Genomic DNA, 22,358 nt, shown 5'->3' on the forward strand with positions numbered 1-22,358 from the left:
TTACAGATTTCGGAGTTGATCATAATGAATAAGCTGACACCGGTACTGAATCCGCTCACGCTGCCAAACGGTGCGGTACTGAAAAACCGTCTGCTGATGGCCCCGATGACTACCTGCACCGGCTTTTATGACGGTACCGTCACCAGTGAACTGGTGGAATATTACCGCGACCGTGCTGGCAGCATCGGCACAATCATCGTCGAATGTTGCTTCATTGATCGCATGGGCCCGGCGTTTCCGGGTGCTATCGCTATCGACAGCGATAACAAAATTGCCGGTCTGAAGAAAATTGCCGATGCCATTAAATCCAAAGGCTCGAAAGCGATTTTACAGATTTACCACGGCGGCAGAATGGTGGAACCGGAGTTGATCGGCGGCCGTACGCCTGTCGCCCCAAGCGCCATCGCTGCACCCCGTGAAGGCGCGACCCGGCCAAAAGAACTGACCGGCGAAGAAGTGGAAACCATGATCACCAAATTTGGTGATGCCGTTAACCGCGCCATTAAAGCCGGTTTCGATGGTGTAGAAATCCACGGCGCTAACACCTATCTGATCCAGCAATTTTACTCGCCGAACTCCAACCAGCGCACCGACCAATGGGGCGGTGACCGCGACAAACGCGCCCGTTTCCCGCTGGAAGTGCTCGACATCACCCACAAAATGGCGGAGCGCTTTGCCGACGCCTCCTTTATTATCGGCTACCGTTTTTCGCCGGAAGAGCTGGAAGTGCCGGGCATCCGTTTTGACGACACGATGTATCTGCTGGAAAAACTCGCTGCGCGCGGGCTGGACTATGTGCATTTCTCGGTCGGGCAACTGTTGCGTCCCTCTATCGTCGATACGCAGGACCCGACGCCGCTGATCACTAAATTCCGTGCCATGCGCTCTGAAACACTGGCGAAAGTGCCGGTGATTGGCGTCGGCGGCGTGATCAACAAAGCTGATGCCGAAAAAGGGCTGGAATACGGTTTTGATCTGATCGCGGTGGGTAAAGCCTGTATTGCTTATCCGGACTGGGCTGACCGCATCGTCAATAACGATCATCTTGAGCTGTTTATCGACAGCCATAAACGCGAAGAACTGAACATCCCTGAACCGCTGTGGCGCTTCTCTCTGGTTGACGCCATGATCCGCGACACCAGCGTCACCGGCCGTAAATACAAAGCCGGGGTGTATCAGGAGAAAGTCGAAGCCGAAGCGCTGAAACTGAAAATCAGCGTCACGCTCGACACTGACCGTATTACCGATATCGCGCTGGTGAAAGACGACTCGCTGGACGTCGATTTCACGACCACTTTCGAAAGCCTGCGTACGCGCATGCTGGTCGCCAACAGCCCGCACGTCGATGCCATCACCGGTGCGACCACCCAGAGTGAGGCGCTGAAAAAAGCCGTTTCCCGCGCGCTGGCAACTTCCAGCAAAGAACACGTCATTGAAGAAGGCGGCAACCCGCAGGCTCCGCAAAACTACGATGTCGTGGTGATCGGCAGCGGCGGCGCAGGGCTGGCTGCAGCGATTCAGGCGCACGACGAAGGCGCGCATGTGGTCATTATCGAGAAGATGCCCACTATCGGCGGCAATACCATCAAAGCCTCCGTCGGGATGAACGCCGCAGAAACCCGTTTCCAGAAACTGAAAGGCATCGAAGACAGCAAAGACCTGTTCTATGAAGAAACGCTGAAAGGCGGCAAGTTCAAAAACAACCCGGTGCTGCTGAGAGAGTTTGTGGAACTGGCACCGGAAGCCGTCGAATGGCTGGCGGCGAAAGAGATTGAACTGAATGACATCACCATCACCGGCGGGATGAGTATCGACCGAACACACCGTCCGGCGGATCGTTCCGCCGTTGGTGGTTTCCTGATCAGCGGCCTGGTGAAAAATATCAACAAGCGCGACATCGAAGTGCTGCTTGAAACCTCCGTCGCCGAAATCCTGTCCGAAAACGGCGTGGTGACCGGCGTGAAAGTGGTGGATGAATATAATGACAGCCGCATTCTGAATGCGAAAAGCGTGATTGTCGCCACCGGCGGTTTCAGTGCTAACCGCGAGATGGTGGTGAAATATCGCCCGGAACTGGACGGTTTTGTGACCACCAACCATGCGGGTGCGACCGGCAGCGGGATTGCCTTGCTACAGAAACTGGGCGCGGACACGGTGGATATGGGTGAAATCCAGATCCACCCGACGGTGGAACAGACCACGTCTTATCTGATTTCCGAAGCCATTCGCGGCGGCGGCGCGATCCTGATCAGCCAGGCCGGAAAGCGTTTCTATAACGAGATGGAAACCCGCGATAAAGTCTCGGCTGAAATCATCGCCTTACCGGAGAAAAGTGCGTGGGTGATCTTCGATGAACAGGTGCGGTCGAATAACAGAGCGGCTGACGAGTATATCGCCAAAGGCTTTGTGATAAGCGCGCCAACGCCGGAGAAACTGGCAGTAAAACTCAATATGGATCCTCACACATTGTCGGAAACCCTGCTGCGCTACAATCTGTTTGTGGTGGAGAAAAAGGACGAAGACTTTGGCCGTACCACTGCGCTGCGCCATCCGCTCAATCAGGGGCCGTTCTTTGCTATCCGCATCGCGCCGGGCGTGCATCACACCATGGGCGGTGTGACCATCAACCCGGATACCGCCGTGCTTGATGCGCAAAAACAGGTGATCACCGGTGCCTGGGCCGCAGGCGAAGTGGTCGGCGGCATCCATGGCGCAAACCGCATCGGCGGTAACGCTGTCGCCGATATCATTATCTTCGGCATTCTCGCCGGTAAGAATGCGGCGGCGCTGGCGAAGCGGTAAGCGACAGAAGGTTAATGCTTTAAAATGAAAAACCCACGTCTGAGCGTGGGTTTTTTTATGGGGAACGGATGCTTCAGCCGAAAGCCTCCCGCACCGCCTGAATAAAACTGCGGATCTTCACGGTCTGTCGCAGACCGGCGGGTGTGAGGATATGCATGGGTCTTGACGGCCCGTCGTAATCAGGTAATACCTGCACCAGCCGTCCGGCGTTGATCTCTTCGCGCAGCACATCTTCCGGCCCCAGCGTCACGCCGTATCCGCTGACGGCGGCGTGCAGCAGTGCGCGCCAGTCATTCGAGCGCAGACGGCCTAGCGGATGGATTTCCTGCATTTTCCCGTCCTGATAAAATTGCCAGCGGCAGGGGGCCTGTGGCGACCAGATTCCGTAAACCAGACAGGAATGCGTCGCCAGTTCCGCCGGGGTTTCCGGTGCGCCATTTTGTGCAAGATAGCCCTGCGAGGCACAGGCAATCAGCCGGTATGGCCGCAGCGGATAAGCAATCATCTGGCTGTCACTCAGTTCGCCAATGCGCAGGATCACCTCATAGCCTTCCTCGACCGGATCGACCATGCGGTCGCTGAGCGTCAGTTCAATCTGCGTCTCCGGATACTGCGCCAGATACTGTGTAATGAATGGCGCCAGTGACGATGTGCCGAAGGTGACGGGCGCATTAACACGCAGCGTGCCGGAAGGCGTGACTTTCATCTCCAGCGCGATAGCATCCGCCGCTTCGGCCTCAGAGAGCACGATTTTACAGCGATCATAATAGCTGCGTCCGATGTCTGTCAGGTGCTGACGCCGCGTCGTGCGGTTGATCAGTGCCGTCCCCAGCCGGGCGATATGTTTGGCCACCATCTGCGGGGAAATACGCAATGCTTCTGCTGCTGCCGCGAAAGAACCCAGATCAGCGGTTCTGACGAACACGTTCATGCTGGTTAAGCGATCCATGATTCCCTCTTGTTTGTTGTTTGTTTATGTCTGTGGTGGTGATTTATCAATGTTCAGTGTGGAATTATTCTTACCCTATCGACAACAAAATGAAAGGTAAGAATCATGAAAATAGGCATTTTGGGTGCAGGGTTCGTAGGCCGGGCGGTGGCAAAACTGGCGATTAAAGCCGGACATCAGGTGATGCTGAGTAATTCTCGCGGTCCTCAGACGTTGTTCAGCCTGAAGCCGATGATCGGTTGCGAAATCGGTACCGCGACGCAAGCGGCTGCTTTTGGCGATATCGTGGTGATTGCCGTGCCGCTGACGGCTATCGGACAACTGCCCGTGGCGGAGATTGCCGGAAAACCGGTCATCGATGCCGTAAATTATTACCCTGAACGTGACGGTCAGGTGGCAGAACTGGACGATCAGACAACGACTACCAGCGAATATCTCGCGGGCTTCCTGCCGCATTCAGAAATCACCAAAGCATTCAATGCGATTCAGATGACCGATCTCGAAAACGACGGTTTACCCGCTGGCGACCCGCAACGTCGCGCTCTGCCCGTAGCCGGTGATGATGCGGAAACGAAAAAGGCGGTGATCGCGCTGTATGACGCCTTTGGTTTTGACGCCGTCGATGCAGGCGCTCTTTCCGAAGGCTGGCGCTTCCAGCGCGGCATGCCGTCTTATTGTGTGCGGATGACGCAAAGTGAATTACGGGAAGTGCTGGAAGGCGCAGTAAGGCCGGAACCTGCGAGAAGATAAAAGGGCGGTTTTACCCCTCAAAAATTTTAAATGTGCTTAGGCTGAGATAACGTTTGAAACCCTCTCCCAACTTCCCCCTTCACAGGGGGAAGCGTTGATCAAGCATCAGCGAGTTTGGCTTTTCTTCTGCCTTTAAACCCCCTCCGGCACCCACGCGCCCTGCAATTTCACCTGCGGGAAGCCTGCTGTCAGAATGCGCAATTCGGCATCGCGCGGAGTGTTGTCGCCCTGGCCCTGAATGCTGACGATGTCCTGCGGGCAGGCGGAGAAGGCGACGTAGCAGTCCATTTCGGCGCGCAGGATAATGTAGTCGCCAGGGCGCGTCACCACCGGCAAGGTTTTCAGGGTACGGCCATCCGGCTGAACCTGAATGTTCATGAAGATGTTGAACGAGGCCAGATTGCCGTGCGGCAGTGTTACGCCCAGTTCCGCCATGCCTTCAAACAGGTTGTCGTGGCAGTTGCGGTGCGGTTCGGTGCAGCCGAGTAACTCGTAACGACGCGCATCGCACGCGGCCATAAAGGTGTCGTGCACGCCGGGTGAGGTGTCGGCGACCAGCGTCAGAATCGGGTGGCGCTGGCTGGTGATAAAGCTGTCACCGACCTGCGGATTCAGCCGCTGGTTCCAGACACGGGTGGCTTCCATACACATATATTCACTGACGTCTTCGGCGTTATACGCCCAGCAATCCACCACCTGGGTGCCGTACAAATTCACCACCTGCACGGCTTCGCCTTTCGCCAGACGCACGGCTTTACCGTGGCGGGCGGCAATCAACTGGATGTCACGATGCTCAAATTCAGCCGACATTTTTTTCTCCTGATTAATGTTGCATGCTGCGACGGTAGCGCGTCATGCGAAATTCAATATGGCGCGCCAGCCAGTCAATCAGACTGTTCAGCACCCAGTAACACAGCGCGACCGTGAGATAAATCTCCAGCGGCGCGTAAGTCTCAGAAATCGCCTGTCTGGCGGCGTACATAAACTCCTGCACCGATACAATCGACAGCAGGGCGGAGTCTTTAATCAGGCCGATCATCAGCCCGACCAGTGGCGATAACATCTGCGGCAGCGTTTGTGGCAACACCACGTCGCGAAGTTGTTCCGTACGGCTCAGCCCTAAAACACGACAGGCTTCCCACTGGCCGCGCGGTAACATCTCAATCGCCGAGCGTACGACCTGCGCGATATACGGCGCGTAATACAACGTCAGTGCCAGCACGCCGACCTGTGGCGAGGTAAAGGTGATGTCGTATTCCGGCAGGACGAAATAGAGCAGATAAATAACGATCAGCAGCGGAAGCGCCAGCGTCAGGCTGGTGTAAAGATGCAGCAACCGTTGCCAGAATGGCGGGGCACGCATCAGCGCGACGGCCATCAGCGTGCCCCATAACAGCGAGCAGATCGCCGCAATGGCACAGAGTTTTAACGTGGCAATCATGCCTGCGCCGAGCGACGGTAATGCGGTAAGAATTGCCTGCCAGTCCATTACGCCATCCTCCGCTTGGCTTCCAGATGCCGTACCGCGCTGATCAGCGGCAGGGCGATCAGCAGATACCCGGCTGACACCAGCAGCAGCACCTGAGTGGCGTCGTAAGTGCGGGCGATAACGATTTGTCCGGCATAGGTCAGTTCGGTCAGCGCCACCACGGACGCCAGCGGCGTAGTCTTCAGCAAAATCGTAAACTCGTTCACCAGCATCGGCAGGCTGGCGCGGATCACCTGCGGGTTGATCACATACCACCACGTCAGCCAGCGGTTCAGCCCCAGCGTGCGCGCCGCTTCACGTTGTCCGCGGGTCACCAGACTCTGATTGACCCGCAAGATTTCCGCGACGTAAGCCCCGCTGTTCAGGCCAATCGCCAGCACCGCCGCCAGCATTGGCTGACCGCCGAGGCCGAGACGCGGCAGGGTGAAGAACACCACAAAGAGCTGCACGATAGCCGGTGTGCCACGCATCAGGCTGACATACAACCGCCCGGTGACGCGCCACAGCCAGGCATTGCGTAGCTGGATAAAGCAGATGATTTGCCCGCACACCAGGCTCAGCAGCGCCGCCAGTACGGTAAGTGTCAGCGTCATCAGCAGGCCATGGCCTAATTCGGGAAGTGCTGCAATCACCTGGTCATCCAGCCCCAACATGCGTTATTCCTCGTCAAATGCTGACAGATTTTCCGCGACCGAAAGCTTCAGCGGCGCGGGTTTATCGTTGCCTTCAATACCGGTGCAGCAGGCAGAAACCACAAAGACGGTATCGGCCACCACGCGACAGGTAATGCTGTCGCCCGGCCGCGTGCGGTTGGTTTCCGGCAAAATATCACCTTCTCGCGTCAGCCGGACGTGCATGAACAGATTGATGGGATCCGGCAGTTTCGGCACATTCATGCCCAGCCGTGCCAGTTCACTTTTTACCGACTCAATGCAGCCATCCCCCTGATAACCACGCTCAGCCAGCCATGCGGTGGTCGAACCCGGCAGCAGCAGGTCATGGCGTTTTACGCTGTCCTTGCCCAGCACCATTACCGGACGACGGCGGTTATTCACCAGACGCATCCCAGAACCCAGCAGATAGCTGTTGCTGAATACGCGGGTGTGATGAACCGACAGCCAGACAGCAGGGTCGCTCAGGCTGAAGCCAAACAGTGAGGCCACCGCGCCTTCGCCCGCTGCCGTGATGCGCAACAGTTGCCCGCGCAGCACGCGAATGGAGCCCGTCTCACCGGCTTTGATATCCACCGGCCCGGCCAGCGGACGGACTTCACTTTCGGCCCAGGCCTCACGCATTAACAGCATGCTGAATCTCCCCGTGGTAATGATTGCTGACCTGAATATCAACCGGCGTGACCTGCAAACCGTTGCCGGGAATGATGTCCTGCGGGCAGGACGACACCGCGCAAATCAGGTCACACAGCGCTTCAAAGACAATACAGTCACCGGCTTTACTGTTCGGGTCAGTGACTTCCATGCGGCCATCGGCGGTGACCGGCCCGTTCTGGAACAGGTTGAACGGTTCCGGCAGGCTGAAATAGGTCACACCGTGTGCCTTCATGCCATCAAGCAGGTTATCGACGCAGTTGCGATGGCCTTCAACACCGAAATCGATACTGAAACGCGTGCGGTCGCAGGCCGGAACATTGGCGTCATGAATACCAATGGTGTCGGCGATGATGCGCAACATCGGGCGGTTTTCACTCGACCACAGCGCATCTCCGGGTTTGAAGAACAGCGAGCGCAGATGCTGACGCGTATGCACCGGCGACAGTTTTTCATTCAGGTCAGCGGCATTCACGGCCACAAAATCGGCGGCCTGCTGACCTTCGGCATCAATGACGGTAATAAATTGCCCTTTGTTCACGGTAAAGGTTTTGCCGTGACCGGCGGGCACCGTCAGCAGGGATTGGCACATAACTTACTCCTGAGGAATGAAATCGCTGGCGGGCACGGTAAAGGTGGTGCCGAGATACTGTTTTTGCAGCGTGGTGAGTTCGCCATCTTTCTGCATCGCCAAAATATGATCGCTGATGGCTTTGTTCAGGCGGGTGTCGTCTTTACGTGTTGCCCACGCCATCCACTGTGACGGGCCAGCTTCGCCAACCTGAGCCACTTTGTTCGGGTATTTTTTAACGATCGGTGCGAGCACCGAAATGTCGTCAAACACGAAATCGGCGCGTTTAGTCATCAGCGTGCTGACGGTCTGATCCAGCGTATCCACGCTGATGATGGTGATCGGCTTCTTGCCTTCTTTGGTCAGCGTTTCGTTAAAGCCCTTGAGCAACTGTTCCGGCACGCTGGCGCTTTTCACGGCTCCGCTCAGACCGGACAACTGTTCCGGCGACAACGTTTTGCCGCTGAATTTTTTCACATCGGCCTCGCGCACCAGCACACCATTGACGGTTTTGCTGTAAGGCACCGTGAACAGCACTTTTTTGGCGCGTTCGGCGGTGACGTTAAGGGAAGAACCTTCGGCATTGAATGAGCCGGAGATCAGGCCGGGCAGAATGCCGCTGAACGCGGTTTTCTGAAACTCCAGTTTCACGCCGAGGTCTTTGGCGAAAGATTGCATGATCGCCACGCTGTAGCCGGTGATCTCGCCTTTATCGTTGGTGAATTCATAAGGTGGGAAGGTCGGGTCGATGCCGACGGTGATTTTACCGCTGCTTTTGATGTCTGACAGCGTATCAGCTTGTGCGGTGCCAGCCGCGCCAGCCGTGATTAAAGCGGCGATCAGCAATGCTATTTTTTTCATTATGGTGATTCCCTGGTGTTGGTGAAATGTCACTGACCACAGAGCAGTTTCCATGCCACTTTTTTAATCACTCGCAGCCTGAATATGACGGGAAACATTTTTTTCTTCCATAATCAATGAGAAACAAATGTTTCTTGTTTTAATATTTATATTTCTCGGGTTTCATCGGGAGGAATGAAAAAGCGGCGGAAAGATCCGCCGCTGCACTGATTTGGGGATAAGTGTTCAGCCGTTGCGCCAGTGTGGCGCATTACTCCAGTTCTTCGAGGCTCTGGTGCAGGGTTTCGATGGTGGCGAGATGGTAGCTGCCGGTTTTACCCATGCGACGGGCGACCAGTGAACAGAGCAGGTTACAGACGCCGGAAAGCGCCACGGTGCTGTCGAAAATCAGATTAACGTCGGTATGACAGCGCAAGACCCAGTTGGCATATTTCGCTGGTTTACCCGCCAGCACATCGGAGATATACAGCATCGGCACCTGCATGTCAGCCAGGGCACTCATGGCGGTTTCCAGTGCAGGCATACGACGGCGCAGCCCGACGCAGATCACCACATCCTGCGGGCCAAGCGCTGCCAGATGTTCTGCCAGCGAATCACCGGCGCGCGGCAGCAGGCGTACGTCGGGGTGAACGTGGATCAGGTCGCGGTAAATCAGCATGGCGATGGTCTGACTGTGACGCCAGCCCATCACCACCACACGCTTCGCGTTGGCAATGGCCTCCACGCAGGCTTCAAGCTGGTCATCTTCCAGTAAACGGAACGTGTTCACCAGGCTGGAGACCTCTTTTTCCAGATGATTTTGTATCAGCGTGCCCAGGGGCGAAGCGCTGGGTGCGGCCTGAAGATACAGAGGCGAGCCGCTGTTTTGCATTTCACGCGCCTGACGGCGGGCAGCATCGTAGCTTTCATAACCGATATGGCGAAAGAATCGCGTGGCAGTCGCTTTGGATACGCCCGCGCTCTGCGCCAGTTCAGTCGCGGTATTCATCGCCAGCTGGCCCGGCGCGGCTAACAGGACGTCGGCTAAACGTTGTTCGTGCAACGAAAGCTGATCCCATTGCTGCCGGATACGGCTTTCCAGCGATGCCGTTTTTGCGCTCATGAATGATCCCCGGAAAGAAAAAACTCATCCTGCACAGAACGTGCCGGATTGTCATGCACAATCTTTATCGCGGTATTGACAGTGCACCGGGGATGATGGTTGTATTATACAACTATCAGCCAAAATCCCGGGTAAACGCATGCCAGACCACGCCTTAATCGAAGAAATCCGTTCCTCCTCGCGCCTTATGGTACGCGAGCTGGGTTTTATGAACGCCACGCTGGCGGCCACAGAATATTCACCTTCTGCCGTACACAGCCTGGTGGAAATTGAAAATCAGGGCGCCATGACCGCCGCGCAACTGGTGCAGATCCTCGGGCTGGAAAAATCCAGCGTCAGCCGCATGCTTGCCCGTTTGCTGGCAGCGGGTGAACTGCAGGAAGTGCCGTCGGAAAATGATGCCAGAGTGAAACAACTGATACTGACGGAAAAGGGCATGCAGACGGTCGGGCGGATCAATGAGTACGGTGCGATGCGCGTGATCAAGGCGCTGGAAAATCTGGATGCTACGCAGCAACAGGCCGTCGCAAAAGGCCTGACGGCGTATGCCCGCGCCCTTGAACGTTGTCGCGACGGGGACCCGGTCGCGCCCCAACACAACATTGAAATCGTCACGGGATATCAGCCGGGCATGATTGGCCGGATTGCGGAAATGCACGGCACGTATTACGCCAGTAATTACAATTTCGGGCATTTCTTCGAGGGAAAGGTTGCCAGCGGACTGGCAGAGTTCTGCGGGCGTTTGCATGAACCCTGCAACCAGGTCTGGCTGGCGGTCAGCAACGGGCGGGTGGTCGGTTCAGTGGCTATCGACGGTCAGGATCTGGGAAATAACGAAGCCCATCTGCGCTGGTTTATTCTTGATGACCGCTGCCGGGGAACGGGCATGGGCAGAAAACTGCTCAGTGAAGCGATAGCGTTTTGCGACGGGTGCGGATTCGACGCTGTTCAGCTCTGGACCTTCAGCGGCCTTCATGCTGCGCGACGTCTGTATGAATCGTTTGGTTTCGAACTGCTGAAAGAATGGCAGGGCGACCAGTGGGGCATGACGATGACCGAACAACAGTTCACCCGCCGGTCACCGCTTCATTCCGCTGTGACCTTTTCAGCTTCAGTTAAAGGCGATTTTATTGATTTATGAATATTTGCTGCAGGAACCGGTTTTCCGAGGAAATAGCCCTGACCAATATCACAGCCGAGTTCCTGTAAAATAATCAGCTGACTTTTATATTCAATGCCTTCAGCAACCACTTTTACGTTGAGGGCGTTGGCAAGGGAGAGAATAGAGCAAACAATCTTATTTTGTTTCTCATTAGTCTGGAATGTATCAATAAAACTTTTATCAATTTTTAATGTATCAAAGGGAAAGTCACAGAGCTGAGAAAGGCTTGAGTATCCGGTGCCAAAATCATCGAGAGCAATTTTAACGCCTGCGTCACGGAGTCTTTTAAGTGTATATCTGGCCAGATGTCTGTTGCTAAACAGCGCGCTTTCCGTGACTTCAATTTCCAGTTGTTCTGGCGGGAAACCCACATCATCAAGAATACCTATGATTCTTGATTTAAGATTTTTGTCACATAAAAGTAAAGGTGAAAGATTAAAGGACAACCGTTTGTCGGATGGCCATTTTAGCGCTTCAAGACATGCCTCCCGCAAGAGATATTCTGTCAGTTCTGTTATTGCTCCGGTGTCTTCAGCAAGCGCAATGAACTTCGACGGCGGGATGAACTTTCCCGCCGAGATTTCCCATCGGGCAAGGGCTTCAAAGCCTATGATTTTTTCTGATTTTAGATCCACTAAGGGCTGATAATGACTCACAAAAACTTTGTTTTTCAAGGCTGATTTAAAATCACGTTCCAGTTGTGCCATGGATAATAAAGATTCTTCCATGCTCGCAGAGAATGCCCTGATCTGCTCTCTGCCAGCTTTTTTAGCAACATGCATTGCACAATCGGATTGTTGAATCACTTTCTTAAGATCGCACGAATCTTCCGGGGATCGTGAAATACCAATATTGGCAGAAATATTAAAGGTAAATCCATCCAGATTAACCGGTGAACACAGGCTACGCATAACGCGCCCGGACAGTGAGGTCAGGTCAGTTTTGTCAATATTGGGTCTCAGGACAAGAAAATCATCGGCGGCTAATTTATAAACACAGCCAGGGAAAATATTTAGCAGTCTTTCGGCTACGATCTTAAATATCTCATCATGATAGTCATGACCGAAAATATCATTAATATCCTTCAGTCTGTTTATTTCAATGGTGAACACACCAAAACTACTTTTGTTTTCGTGGTTATATTGTGCAATGGTGGAGTTGAGTATGATTGTATTCGGTAGCCCTGTTACCGGATCATGGCATTCAACCCAATGAAAATTCTTTTCAGCTTCCATTCTCCTTGCTATTTCCTTTTCCATTGCTTTTATTTTTACAAAGGAAAAAATAAGCCCAAGAAAACCCGTTATATTCAGGGCGATGAAAACTTCATCTAAATTATAGACTTCATATGCCTTAAAAAAATAATAGAAAACTTCATTCATATTAAAATAAAGGGAAAATAAATAGGTTGCTATGAGTATCCCTATCCATACATAAAGCTCGACTTTTGCCTTATTGCGAAGCTTCTTTAACATATGCAACCTCAAAATAAGTTAACAGAGTCAGTAAAATCATTTATCTGCATGTGTTATCGGCACTCTGATGGGGCTATTTAGCCCGGATAAGGTTTTTTTTAAATAATGGGGCTACTTATTATGATTTTTGCGGGGGTGATCACTCTGGGCAACGGCACAGCGGAAAACTTTTATCGTCCGTAAATGACCTTATAAGCGTGAAGTCAGGGGGATTTATGATAATAAAATCAGGATGTCATCAGTAAGGTACGTCTGTGTTTAGGGTATGAAGGCCACCGGCCGGACAGGGCCGGTGGCCTGATATTACTTGATTTCGGTGACGAAGTTTTCACGGCTGCGGCGAACTTTCTTCAGGTTCACCAGCCAGTCGCCCTCGTGGGCGCGGTAGCCCAGCGGCAGGATCACGACGCTGCGCAGGTTTTTGTCTTTCAGGCCCAGGATTTCATCCACGGCAGCAGGATCAAACCCTTCCATTGGCGTCGCATCCACTTCTTCAAACGCGGCGGCGATCAGCGCGGCGCCCAGACCGATATAGGCCTGACGTGCAGCGGCCTGATAATTCGCTTCGGTACCGCGTTCAGCGACAATGCTCAGCAGTTTCTGGCGGTAGTTTTCCCAGCCTTCGTTTTTAAAACCGCGAACCTCGTTGGTCAGGTCGAACATCATGTTCACGCGTTCTGGCGTGATGTCATCCCATGCCGCGAACACCAGCAGGTGAGAACAGTCGGTGACCTGCGCCTGATCCCAGGCAACGGTGCGGATTTTTGCGCGGATATCCGGATTAGTGACTACCAGCAGTTCGAAGGGTTGCAGACCGCTTGAGGTCGGTGCCAGACGCACGGCCTCAATAATATTTTCAATCTTTTCAGCCGGAACCGTTTTGGCCGCATCAAACTTCTTGGTTGCGTATCGCCATGCCAGTTTTTCGTTTAAGGTCGTCATCTTTTTTTCCTGAAGGATAAATTTGGAAGCGGGGGATTGTCTGTGACAATTATTCCCAAATAGCCGCCCGATAATCGCATGAACCGAATCCGGGAGTTTATACTTTTGAGCCTTGATAAAGACCGCCGTCAGTGAAAATTTGCAGGGTTAGCACACAGTTGTCAGCCGCTGGCGAAAAAATAAACTCAACGCTATCCCTGTAAACAGGCTACTATGAATCTAATTGCCCGCTGAGGGTGACTCATCTTTTCGGCCTCCCTGTCCCTTACCCATTTTCTTATCAAGTGAACTCTCATCGCAGCTCAGGCAACTGCCTTATCGGGTCCGCCTAAGGTATGCTGACATGAAAAATGCTGTGATTAACTGGTTCAAAATTAAAAGAGCACCCCCTGTTATTAGCCATACCCGGCGTCATCGCGCCAGCGCACTGGCGCACCCCGTACCGATCAGCGCCGAGCTTTTCTCCGCAGATCAGATGGAACGGTTCGGCGGCAAACTCGCACTCTCCCACAAACTCTCCGGCAAAAAACTTCCTTACTACCTGCTAAAGCGCCTCGACGATAACGAAAAGGTTTTAACGCGCAGTTGCCTGATCCTCAGCAGTGGAGAAAAAGCGGGCATTACCCCGGCCGGTGAATGGTTACTCGATAACTTCTATCTGATCGAAGAACAAATCCGCCTGGTGCGCCAGCTGTTACCGAAAAACTTTGGCAAGGGGTTGCCCTCACTGGGTTTACCTCATTCCTGCCCGCGCATTTATGACATTGCGACCGAGGTTGTCAGCCACAGCGACGGCCTGTGGGACATCAAAACCCTCACCCGTTTTCTCTCGACTTATCAGAGTGTGCGCCCGCTGACGCTCGGGGAGTTATGGGCGTTTCCGGGCATGCTGCGCCTGGCGCTGATCGAGAATTTACGCCGGGTCAGTATTGAAGTGGCGAATGCGCAGCAGGAACGTAATCTGGCCGATTTCTGGGTCAATAAATTGCAGGACAGCGCGGAAAACGATCCCGCCAGTCAGATCATCGTGATTGCTGATATGGCGCGCACCAATCCGCCGCGTAGCAGCGCTTTCGTGGCTGAACTGGTACGCCGGTTGCAGGGGCACGGTTCGATGCTGGCGCTGCCGCTGACCTGGGTAGAGCAGCGGCTGAGTGAAGTCGGGCTGACCCAGCGTGAAGTGATCGATAAATTTAATCAGCAGCTTGCTGCCAGCCAGCTTTCTGTCAGCAACAGCATTATGGGGTTGCGGCAGTTGACCGAAATGGACTGGGCAGAATTCGCCGAAAACCTCAGCGTGGTGGAGAAAGTCCTGCGTGAGGATCCGGCCGGTATTTATGCCTCCATGCACTTTGATACCCGCGATAACTACCGCCATCAGATTGAACAGTTGTCGCGCCATTCCCTGCACGATGAGGCGTTTGTCGCCAGCCGTGCGGTGGCGCTGGCGCAACAGGCAACGGATTCCTTTCAGCAACAACATGTCGGTTACTATCTGATTGATGCCGGGCGCAAGACGCTGGAGAAAGATTTGCAGGTGAGGTTTTCGCTGCAAACCCGCATCCGCAGCCGCCTCAGCCAGACACCGCTGCTTTCGTGGCTCGGCAGCCTGCTGCTGCTGACCACCGCCATCACCGCCGAGGTGCTATATCACACCGTGCATCCCGGCATGCACTGGGCGTGGTGGCTGTTACTGGGGCCGGTAGTGCTGGTCGCCAGCCAGTTTGCGCTGAATCTGCTCAGTGAAATCACCACCCGTAGCCGCACACCGCAACCGCTGCCAAGACTGGAATTCGTCGGCGGCATCCCGGAACACGCCAGCACCCTGGTAGTGATCCCCTGTCTGCTGGGTAGCCGGAAAAATATTGATGCACTGATCAGCAGCCTCGAAGTCTGTTATCTCGGCAATGTTCTGTCACACCTGAATTTTGCGCTGCTCACCGATTTTCACGACAACCCTGAACAGCACAACGAGGACAACGATGCGTTGCTGAGCTACGCCACGCAGCAGATCCAGACCCTCAACCGACGCTATACCGACGCACAAGGGCCGTTATTTACGTTGTTGCATCGCGACAGTGAAATGAATGCGGCGCAGAGCGTGTGGATGGGATATGAGCGCAAACGCGGCAAGCTGAATGCGCTGAACCGCTGGTTGCGCGGCGAAGGTGAGCCGTTCTCCCGGGTGGAAGGCCGCACACAGGCGCAACTGCGCCAGGTGAAATACGTGATCACCCTCGACAGCGACACGGTGCTGCCGCGCGCGACTGCACATCAGCTGGTCGCCGCCATGGCCCATCCGCTCAATCATCCGGTTTATGACACTGAACGCCAGCGGGTGATTTCGGGCTACGCCATTCTTCAGCCCCGGCTGGCCGAAGAAATCCCCGAAAACGGGCAGGGGCGTTACGCCGCATTATGCAGCAGCGTGCCGGGCAATGATCCGTATTCGTCGATGTCCTCCGATATCTATCAGGACTTATTCGGCGAAGGCTCATTTGTCGGCAAAGGGATTTACGACGTTGATATGTTCATCCGGGCAACAGAAAATACCTGCCCGGAAAATTTAGTGCTCAGTCACGACCTGCTGGAAGGGTGTTATGCGCGTTCGGGCATGCTCAGCGATGTGGTGTTATACGAGCAGTATCCGGATCATTATCTGGCGGATGTGGCGCGTAAAACCCGCTGGATCCGTGGCGACTGGCAATTGCTGAACTGGCTGGGTTTTCGTGTCACGCAGGAAGATGGCACGCGGACCCGCAACCCGCTGACCACGCTTTCCCGCTGGAAATTGTTCGATAACCTGCGCCGCAGCCTTATCGCTCCCGCGCTGCTGACCCTCATTTTTTGCACGCTGTTGCTGGTGCCGAACAAGCTTTACTGGCTGGGCTTTATCGCCAGTATGCTGCTTTTCCCGGTGGTGGTCGCGCTGGTGCTGGATCTCTTCAACAAAGGCTCACGCCGCAAGGTCATTGCCCATCTGAAAAGTGTGGCATCCGCTACCCTCAGCCGTTGTTCGCGGATTTTGCTCCAGCTGATGACTCTGCCGCACGAAGCCGTGTATTCAATACACGCCATTTTGCTGACCCTGTGGCGGCTGAATGTCAGCCACAGGATGTTGCATGAATGGGCGAGTGTGAATATCGGCGAGAAATCCCGTGCGCACTCGCAGGTCTATTTCTATCGCCGGATGTGGGCGAATCTGCTGGCTGGTGTAGCCGTAATTATGCTGGCCGCCAGTGCGCATCCGCCGTTACTGTGGTTTGCCTTGCCGCTGGGTCTGCTGTGGCTTGTCGCGCCGCTGGTGATGTGCTGGATGAGCCGGCCTGCCGTCAGACAGAAACCGGGCATTGATGCGCAGCAACAGCGTTTCCTCCGTCAGACCGCACGTGAAACCTGGTACTTTTTCGAAACGATCGTCAATGCTGAGGAAAACTGGCTGCCGCCCGACAATTTCCAGGAAATTCCGCAGCCGGTGATTGCGCACCGTACCTCGCCGACCAACATTGGCCTGTCGTTGCTGGCGAATATCACCGCGTGGGATTTCGGCTACATTACGCAGGGTGAGGTGCTGGAACGTACCAGCCAGACACTCGATACGCTGGATAAACTCGAGCATTTTCGGGGTCATCTTTATAACTGGTACGACACACGCACGCTGGCACCGCTCAATCCGCGCTACATTTCCAGCGTTGACAGCGGCAATCTGGCCGGGCATCTGCTGACGCTCAGCAGCGGATTACGGTTATGGCGCACGCAGCCCGCGCTGAATATGACCGCGTGGCTGGCCGGGCTGGCCGATACGCTGAACATGGCGGAAAGCCAGACCGACGAACCGCTGATGACTAAACTGCGGGAAAGCCTGAAACAGGCCACCGCAGCCAAAGCCGCTGAAAGTATTACCTACCTGCAGGATATGCACGGCCTGATCGCTGCGTCGGCGCAGGGCTGGCAACAACGGCTGGCAACACAGCTCGCGACCGGCATTAAAGAGTGGTCAGATTTTTATGGTGCGCTGCCAGCGGAGGCTCAAAATCAACCGCTGCCAACGCTGCACTGGCTGGCGCAACAGGATGCCCGGACGTCACCGCTGTTATCCCGCACTATCGGGCTGGCGCGCCAGCGGCTGGACATCATCGGTGAACTCGAACAGCGCCTGAACGAGCATGCGCACATGGATTTCCGCTTCCTGTATGACAAAAATACCCACCTGCTGACCGTCGGTTACAATTGTGACGCCCATAAAATGGACAGCGGAAAGTACGACCTGCTGCCGTCGGAAATCCGTCTGACGAATTACGTCACCATCGCCACCAATCAGTTGCCGCAAAAAAGCTGGTTCGCCCTCGGGCGTCTGTTCACCGTGATCGACAAACAGCCGTCGCTGATGTCGTGGAGCGGCTCAATGTTTGAATATCTGATGCCGCAACTGGTGATGCCAGCGTATCCCGATACGCTGCTGGTGCAGATGTGTCAGACCGCCGTTGACCGGCAAATTGCCTGGGGTAAGGAAAATAACGTGCCCTGGGGGATTTCTGAATCGGCGTATGCGGCCTTTGATCTCAACCAGAACTACCAGTATCACGCCTTCGGTGTGCCGGGCCTCGGTCTTAAACGCGGCCTGGGTGAAGATATGGTCGTCGCGCCTTACGCAACGATGATGGCGCTGATGATCCGCCCGCAGGAAGCCTGTGTGAATCTGCTGGAACTGGAGAATTGCGGCGCTCGCGGTGAATACGGTTTCTATGATGCACTGGATTACAGCCCGTCGCGTCTGGTGCGCGGGCAGATTTACATCGTGGTGCGTTCCTACATGGCGCACCACCAGGGCATGGGATTCCTGGCGCTGGCTAACGTGTTGCTCGGCGCGCCGATGACCGCACGCTTTGCGGCCAACGCGGCATTCCAGTCTGCCCGTTTACTGTTACAGGAACGCGTGCCGGATGCCGTCGAGCTTTACAGCCCGCGTCGTCACTTCGAATCGCACGACAATATGCTGCAAAAAGTGAACGTGGAACTGCGTGAATTCACCGACGTCGACAGCCCGTCGCCGGAAATTCAGCTGCTTTCCAATACCCATTATCATCTGATGGTCACGCAGGCGGGCGGCAGTGTCAGTCGCTGGAAAGACCTGACCCTGACCCGCTGGCGCGAAGATGCCACCCGCGATAACCGCGGCATCTTCTGCTACGTCAGCGATCCTGAATCGGGCGCAGTGACCAGTAATACCTGGCAACCGCTCGGTAAACAGAAGGGAACCTACCACGCGGTACTGACCGATTTTGGCGCAGAGTTTACCCGTACCCGCGGCCTGCTGACCCTGCAGACGCATATCGTGGTATCACCGGAAGATGACGTCGAAATCCGCCGTATGACGGTCACACATAATGGCCGCCATTCGCGTACGCTGGATATCACCACGTATGCCGAAGTGGTGCTGGCACCCGCCGCCAACGACGCGGCCCATCCTGCGTTCAGTAATTTGTTTGTACAAACCGAACTGGTGCCTGCGCAGGAGGGGATTCTTTGTCACCGGCGACCACGCGAACCGGATGAGGCCTGTCCGTGGATGTTCCACATGATGGCTATCCACGGTGCGGTGGAACGGGAAACGTCATTTGAAACCGATCGCGCGGCCTTTATCGGGCGTGGCAATACCGCCGCCAGTCCGCAGGCAATGCAGAAGGGCGGAACACTCGGTAACAGTGCCGGTGCGGTGCTGGATCCGGTGATGGCGATTCGTCAGCGCATCCGGCTCAGACCCGGTGTGCCGGTGATTATCGACATGGTTTACGGCATCAGCGACACACGCCTGCAAAGCCTGATGTTGCTGGAAAAATATCGCGACCATCATATTGCTGACCGGGTATTTGAAATCGCCTGGTCGCACAGTCAGGTCGTGCTGCGCCAGCTTAATGCCTCGGAAGATGATGCCGGGCTGTTTAACCGTCTGGCGGGGGCGCTGATTTTTGCCAGTCAGGAAATGCGCGGCGATGCACAGTCGGTCGCCGCCAACCGTCGCGGGCAATCCGGCCTGTGGGGGCAGTCACTTTCCGGCGATCTGCCGATTGTACTGCTGACCATGACCAGCAACGAAAATATCGGGCTGGTGACGTTGCTGATCCGTGCGCATCATTACTGGCGTCTGAAAGGATTAAAAGTCGATCTGGTGCTGTTGTGTAATGATTCCGGCGGTTATCAGCAGGCGCTGCAAAACCAGATCCTCAGCCTGGTGGCATCCGGCGCGGGGTCCAGCCAGACCGATATTCCGGGCGGAATTTTCGTGCGTAACGGCGAGCAGATGACACCGGATGACCGCATGCTGCTGATGAGCGTGGCGCATGTGGTGATCGACGACCGCCGTGGCAGTCTGGACGATCAGCTGAATCAGCGGACACAAACGCCGCTCGTTTCCCTGCCCGCGTTGGTGCCGGTGCGTACGGTCAATGACAGTCAGCCGGTGATGTCGCCGCCACGTGAACTGGCCTGTTTCAACGGGCTGGGCGGTTTCTCGCCGGATGGTCGTGAATATCAGATTGTGCTTAACGAAGGTCAGACCACGCCTGCCCCGTGGTCGAACGTGCTGGCAAATGCCAGCTTTGGTACGGTGATTTCAGAAAGTGCGCAGGCGTATACCTGGTATGAAAATGCCCACGAATACCGCTTAACGCCGTGGGAAAATGACCCGGTCAGCGACAGTTCCGGCGAAGCCTTTTATCTGCGCGATGAGGACAGCGGCAGCGTCTGGTCGCCTGCACCGTTACCGGTTCGCGGCATCGGCGGTTACGTCACCCGCCACGGTTTTGGTTACAGTTGCTTCGAACATACCGAGCGGGGCATTTCCAGTGAAATGACGGTATTAGTTGCCGAACATGCGCCGGTCAAACTGATTATCATGACCCTGACTAACCTCTCCGGCAGGCCGCGCAGATTGTCGGTGACCGGTTATGCCGAATGGGTGATGGCGGATTTACGTGCCAAGTCCGCGATGCATATCGTGACTTCGGCCGCGCACGTAGTAAAAGGTTGCGGCGTACTGGCGACCAATCATTACACCAGCAACGGCTCTGAACGTACCGCTTTCTTTGCGGTCACCGGCGCACATTGCTCGGTCAGCGGTGACCGTCGCGAGTTCTTTGGTCGCACCGGTTCTGCGGCCATGCCCGCGGCCATGAAAAATCAGCGCCTTTCCGATAAAACCGGTGCGGCGCTGGATCCTTGTGGCGCGGTGCAGTCGGCCACAACGCTTATCGACGGCGACCAGCGCACCTTTATTTTCGCGCTGGGTCTGGGGCAGAATGCCGCAGATGCCGAAGCGCTCATTCATCAGTATCTTGAGGAAGGTGCGGCGCAGGCTGAGCTGGATCGCATTCATCATCACTGGCATCAGGTGCTGGATAAAATTCAGATCACCACGCCGGATAAATCGGTAGATTTGCTCGCCAACGGCTGGCTGATTTACCAGACCTTAGCCAGCCGGATCCTGGCGCGCAGCGGCTATTATCAGTCCGGCGGGGCGTTCGGTTTCCGTGACCAGTTGCAGGATACACTGGCGCTAAGCCACGCGGCGCCGGAACGGATGCGCGAACAGATCCTCTTATGTGCGTCGAGGCAGTTCATTGAAGGCGATGTCCAGCACTGGTGGCATCCGCCAACCGGCAACGGCGTGCGTACCCGCTGTTCTGACGACTATCTCTGGCTGCCGCTGGCCATCAGCCATTACATCACGGTCACCGGCGATCATGGCATTGCCGAAGAATCCGTGCCTTATCTCGAGGCACGTTTGCTGGAGGCGGGTGAGGAGTCGTTCTACGAGCAACCGCAGGTCAGCGCAACGCAGGAAAGTCTCTGGCAGCACGGTGTGCGTGCGCTGAAGCATGGTCTGAAAATGGGTGAGCACGGACTGCCGCTGATGGGCGCGGGAGACTGGAATGACGGCATGAATCTGGTGGGGCTGGGCGGGCGCGGGGAAAGTGTCTGGCTGGGCTTTTTCCTCTACGACGTTCTGCAACGTTATGGCGCACTGGCAGAAGAGCGTCAGGACATCGCTATCGCCACCCTGTGCCGCGAGCAGTCGGCGCTGCTGAAGCAAAACCTCAACAACCATGCGTGGGACGGTGAGTGGTATCTGCGCGGTTATTTCGACAGCGGTGAAACGCTGGGTTCGCATATGAACGACGAATGCCAGATAGATGCTATCGCGCAAAGTTGGTCGGTGCTTTCCGGAGCCGGTACACCTGAACGCACCGCCAGCGCCATGCGGTCGGTCGATCAGCGTCTGGTCGATAACGATGCGGGGTTGATCAGATTACTGACGCCGCCATTTGACGGCAACGGCCCGAATCCGGGGTATATCCGCGGATATCTGCCGGGCGTGCGTGAAAACGGCGGGCAGTATACCCACGGAGCCATCTGGGCGGTGATGGCGTTTGCCCGACAGGGTAACACCGAACGCGCCTGGGAACTGATGTCGATGATTAACCCGATCAATCACAGCCTCACGCCGGAGGCGGTCAGCCGCTATAAAGGGGAACCGTATGTGATTTCCGCCGATATTTATTCAGTCGATCCGCACAGCGGTCGCGCGGGCTGGAGCTGGTATACCGGTTCTGCGGGCTGGACATACCGGTTGATCACCGAATCATTGCTGGGCATTACACGCCATGGCGATGCTATCGCCATCCACAGCAAATTGCCTGCGCTGTGGCCGGAAATCACGGTGACGTATCAGCAAGGCAGCAGCCGTTACCTGATAACGGTGCGGCACAACACCGGCGACTACTGTGTCACGCTGGATGGCCATGCCCTGGACGGTGATCTGATCCCGCTGACGGATGACGGTAACGAGCATCAGGTGGTGGTCGAACTGGGGAGCCGGGCAGAAAATGCGGAAACAGGTAATGTGAAGCATTAGTTTTCTGGATATCATT

The 22,358-nt window shown here is 55.4% G+C and carries 14 protein-coding genes; 4 read left to right on the forward strand and 10 right to left on the reverse strand.

The window, feature by feature from the left end; translation table 11 throughout:
- Window positions 1-24: 24 nt before the first annotated feature.
- The gene (locus tag AACU55_RS15405; protein ID WP_134705689.1) at window positions 25-2,802 is read left to right on the forward strand and encodes a flavocytochrome c; all 2,778 of its coding nucleotides are present in this window, start codon (window positions 25-27) and stop codon (window positions 2,800-2,802) included.
- A 73-nt stretch (window positions 2,803-2,875) separates the two neighbouring features.
- On the opposite strand, the gene AACU55_RS15410 is transcribed toward AACU55_RS15405, so the two are convergent.
- Window positions 2,876-3,751, reverse strand: a complete 876-nt coding sequence (locus AACU55_RS15410; RefSeq protein ID WP_134705690.1) for a LysR family transcriptional regulator — start codon at window positions 3,749-3,751, stop codon at window positions 2,876-2,878.
- Window positions 3,752-3,856: 105 nt separating this feature from the next.
- On the opposite strand from AACU55_RS15410, the gene AACU55_RS15415 reads away from it, so the two are divergent.
- Window positions 3,857-4,501 carry an NADPH-dependent F420 reductase gene (locus tag AACU55_RS15415; protein WP_037034086.1) on the forward strand — a complete coding sequence of 215 codons (645 nt, stop codon included), beginning with the start codon at window positions 3,857-3,859 and terminating at the stop codon, window positions 4,499-4,501.
- A 132-nt stretch (window positions 4,502-4,633) separates the two neighbouring features.
- Here AACU55_RS15415 and AACU55_RS15420 read toward each other — a convergent pair whose 3' ends face one another.
- The 7 genes from AACU55_RS15420 to AACU55_RS15450 form a co-directional block, all read right to left on the reverse strand.
- A complete protein-coding gene (locus AACU55_RS15420) occupies window positions 4,634-5,311 on the reverse strand; it encodes a DUF1989 domain-containing protein (protein WP_013575614.1) in 678 nt (225 codons plus the stop codon).
- A gap of 13 nt (window positions 5,312-5,324) precedes the next feature.
- On the reverse strand, window positions 5,325-5,990 hold the full coding sequence (locus AACU55_RS15425; protein ID WP_121019317.1) for an amino acid ABC transporter permease: 666 nt from the start codon (window positions 5,988-5,990) through the stop codon (window positions 5,325-5,327).
- Window positions 5,990-6,643: an amino acid ABC transporter permease gene (locus tag AACU55_RS15430; protein WP_037034083.1), complete on the reverse strand. Its 654-nt coding sequence runs from the start codon at window positions 6,641-6,643 to the stop codon at window positions 5,990-5,992. The genes AACU55_RS15425 and AACU55_RS15430 overlap by 1 nt, the downstream gene beginning before the upstream one ends.
- A 3-nt stretch (window positions 6,644-6,646) precedes the next feature.
- On the reverse strand, window positions 6,647-7,294 hold the full coding sequence (locus tag AACU55_RS15435; protein WP_134705691.1) for an urea carboxylase-associated family protein: 648 nt from the start codon (window positions 7,292-7,294) through the stop codon (window positions 6,647-6,649).
- Entirely contained in the window at window positions 7,278-7,907 is a 630-nt protein-coding gene (locus AACU55_RS15440) for a DUF1989 domain-containing protein (RefSeq protein ID WP_037034082.1), read from the reverse strand. Before AACU55_RS15440 ends, AACU55_RS15435 begins: the two co-directional genes overlap by 17 nt.
- A 3-nt stretch (window positions 7,908-7,910) precedes the next feature.
- Window positions 7,911-8,747 carry a transporter substrate-binding domain-containing protein gene (locus AACU55_RS15445; RefSeq protein WP_013575609.1) on the reverse strand — a complete coding sequence of 279 codons (837 nt, stop codon included), beginning with the start codon at window positions 8,745-8,747 and terminating at the stop codon, window positions 7,911-7,913.
- A 250-nt stretch (window positions 8,748-8,997) separates the two neighbouring features.
- Window positions 8,998-9,849: a MurR/RpiR family transcriptional regulator gene (locus tag AACU55_RS15450; RefSeq protein ID WP_013575608.1), complete on the reverse strand. Its 852-nt coding sequence runs from the start codon at window positions 9,847-9,849 to the stop codon at window positions 8,998-9,000.
- Window positions 9,850-9,988: 139 nt separating this feature from the next.
- Between AACU55_RS15450 and AACU55_RS15455 the strand changes: the two genes are divergently transcribed.
- On the forward strand, window positions 9,989-10,990 hold the full coding sequence (locus AACU55_RS15455) for a bifunctional helix-turn-helix transcriptional regulator/GNAT family N-acetyltransferase (RefSeq protein WP_134705692.1): 1,002 nt from the start codon (window positions 9,989-9,991) through the stop codon (window positions 10,988-10,990).
- Here the strand turns inward: AACU55_RS15455 and AACU55_RS15460 are convergent.
- Window positions 10,936-12,486, reverse strand: a complete 1,551-nt coding sequence (locus AACU55_RS15460; protein WP_037034080.1) for a putative bifunctional diguanylate cyclase/phosphodiesterase — start codon at window positions 12,484-12,486, stop codon at window positions 10,936-10,938. The two genes, AACU55_RS15455 and AACU55_RS15460, sit on opposite strands and share 55 nt — an antisense overlap.
- Window positions 12,487-12,789: 303 nt before the next feature.
- Window positions 12,790-13,428, reverse strand: a complete 639-nt coding sequence (locus AACU55_RS15465; RefSeq protein ID WP_013575605.1) for a nitroreductase family protein — start codon at window positions 13,426-13,428, stop codon at window positions 12,790-12,792.
- A gap of 343 nt (window positions 13,429-13,771) precedes the next feature.
- Here AACU55_RS15465 and AACU55_RS15470 point away from each other — a divergent pair, with 343 nt between their 5' ends.
- Window positions 13,772-22,342, forward strand: a complete 8,571-nt coding sequence (locus tag AACU55_RS15470; RefSeq protein WP_134705693.1) for a GH36-type glycosyl hydrolase domain-containing protein — start codon at window positions 13,772-13,774, stop codon at window positions 22,340-22,342.
- The last annotated feature ends 16 nt before the right edge of the window (window positions 22,343-22,358 follow it).

The sequence above is a fragment of the Rahnella sp. CJA17(1/100) genome (assembly GCF_963881615.1).
GTDB lineage: Bacteria > Pseudomonadota > Gammaproteobacteria > Enterobacterales > Enterobacteriaceae > Rahnella > Rahnella aceris.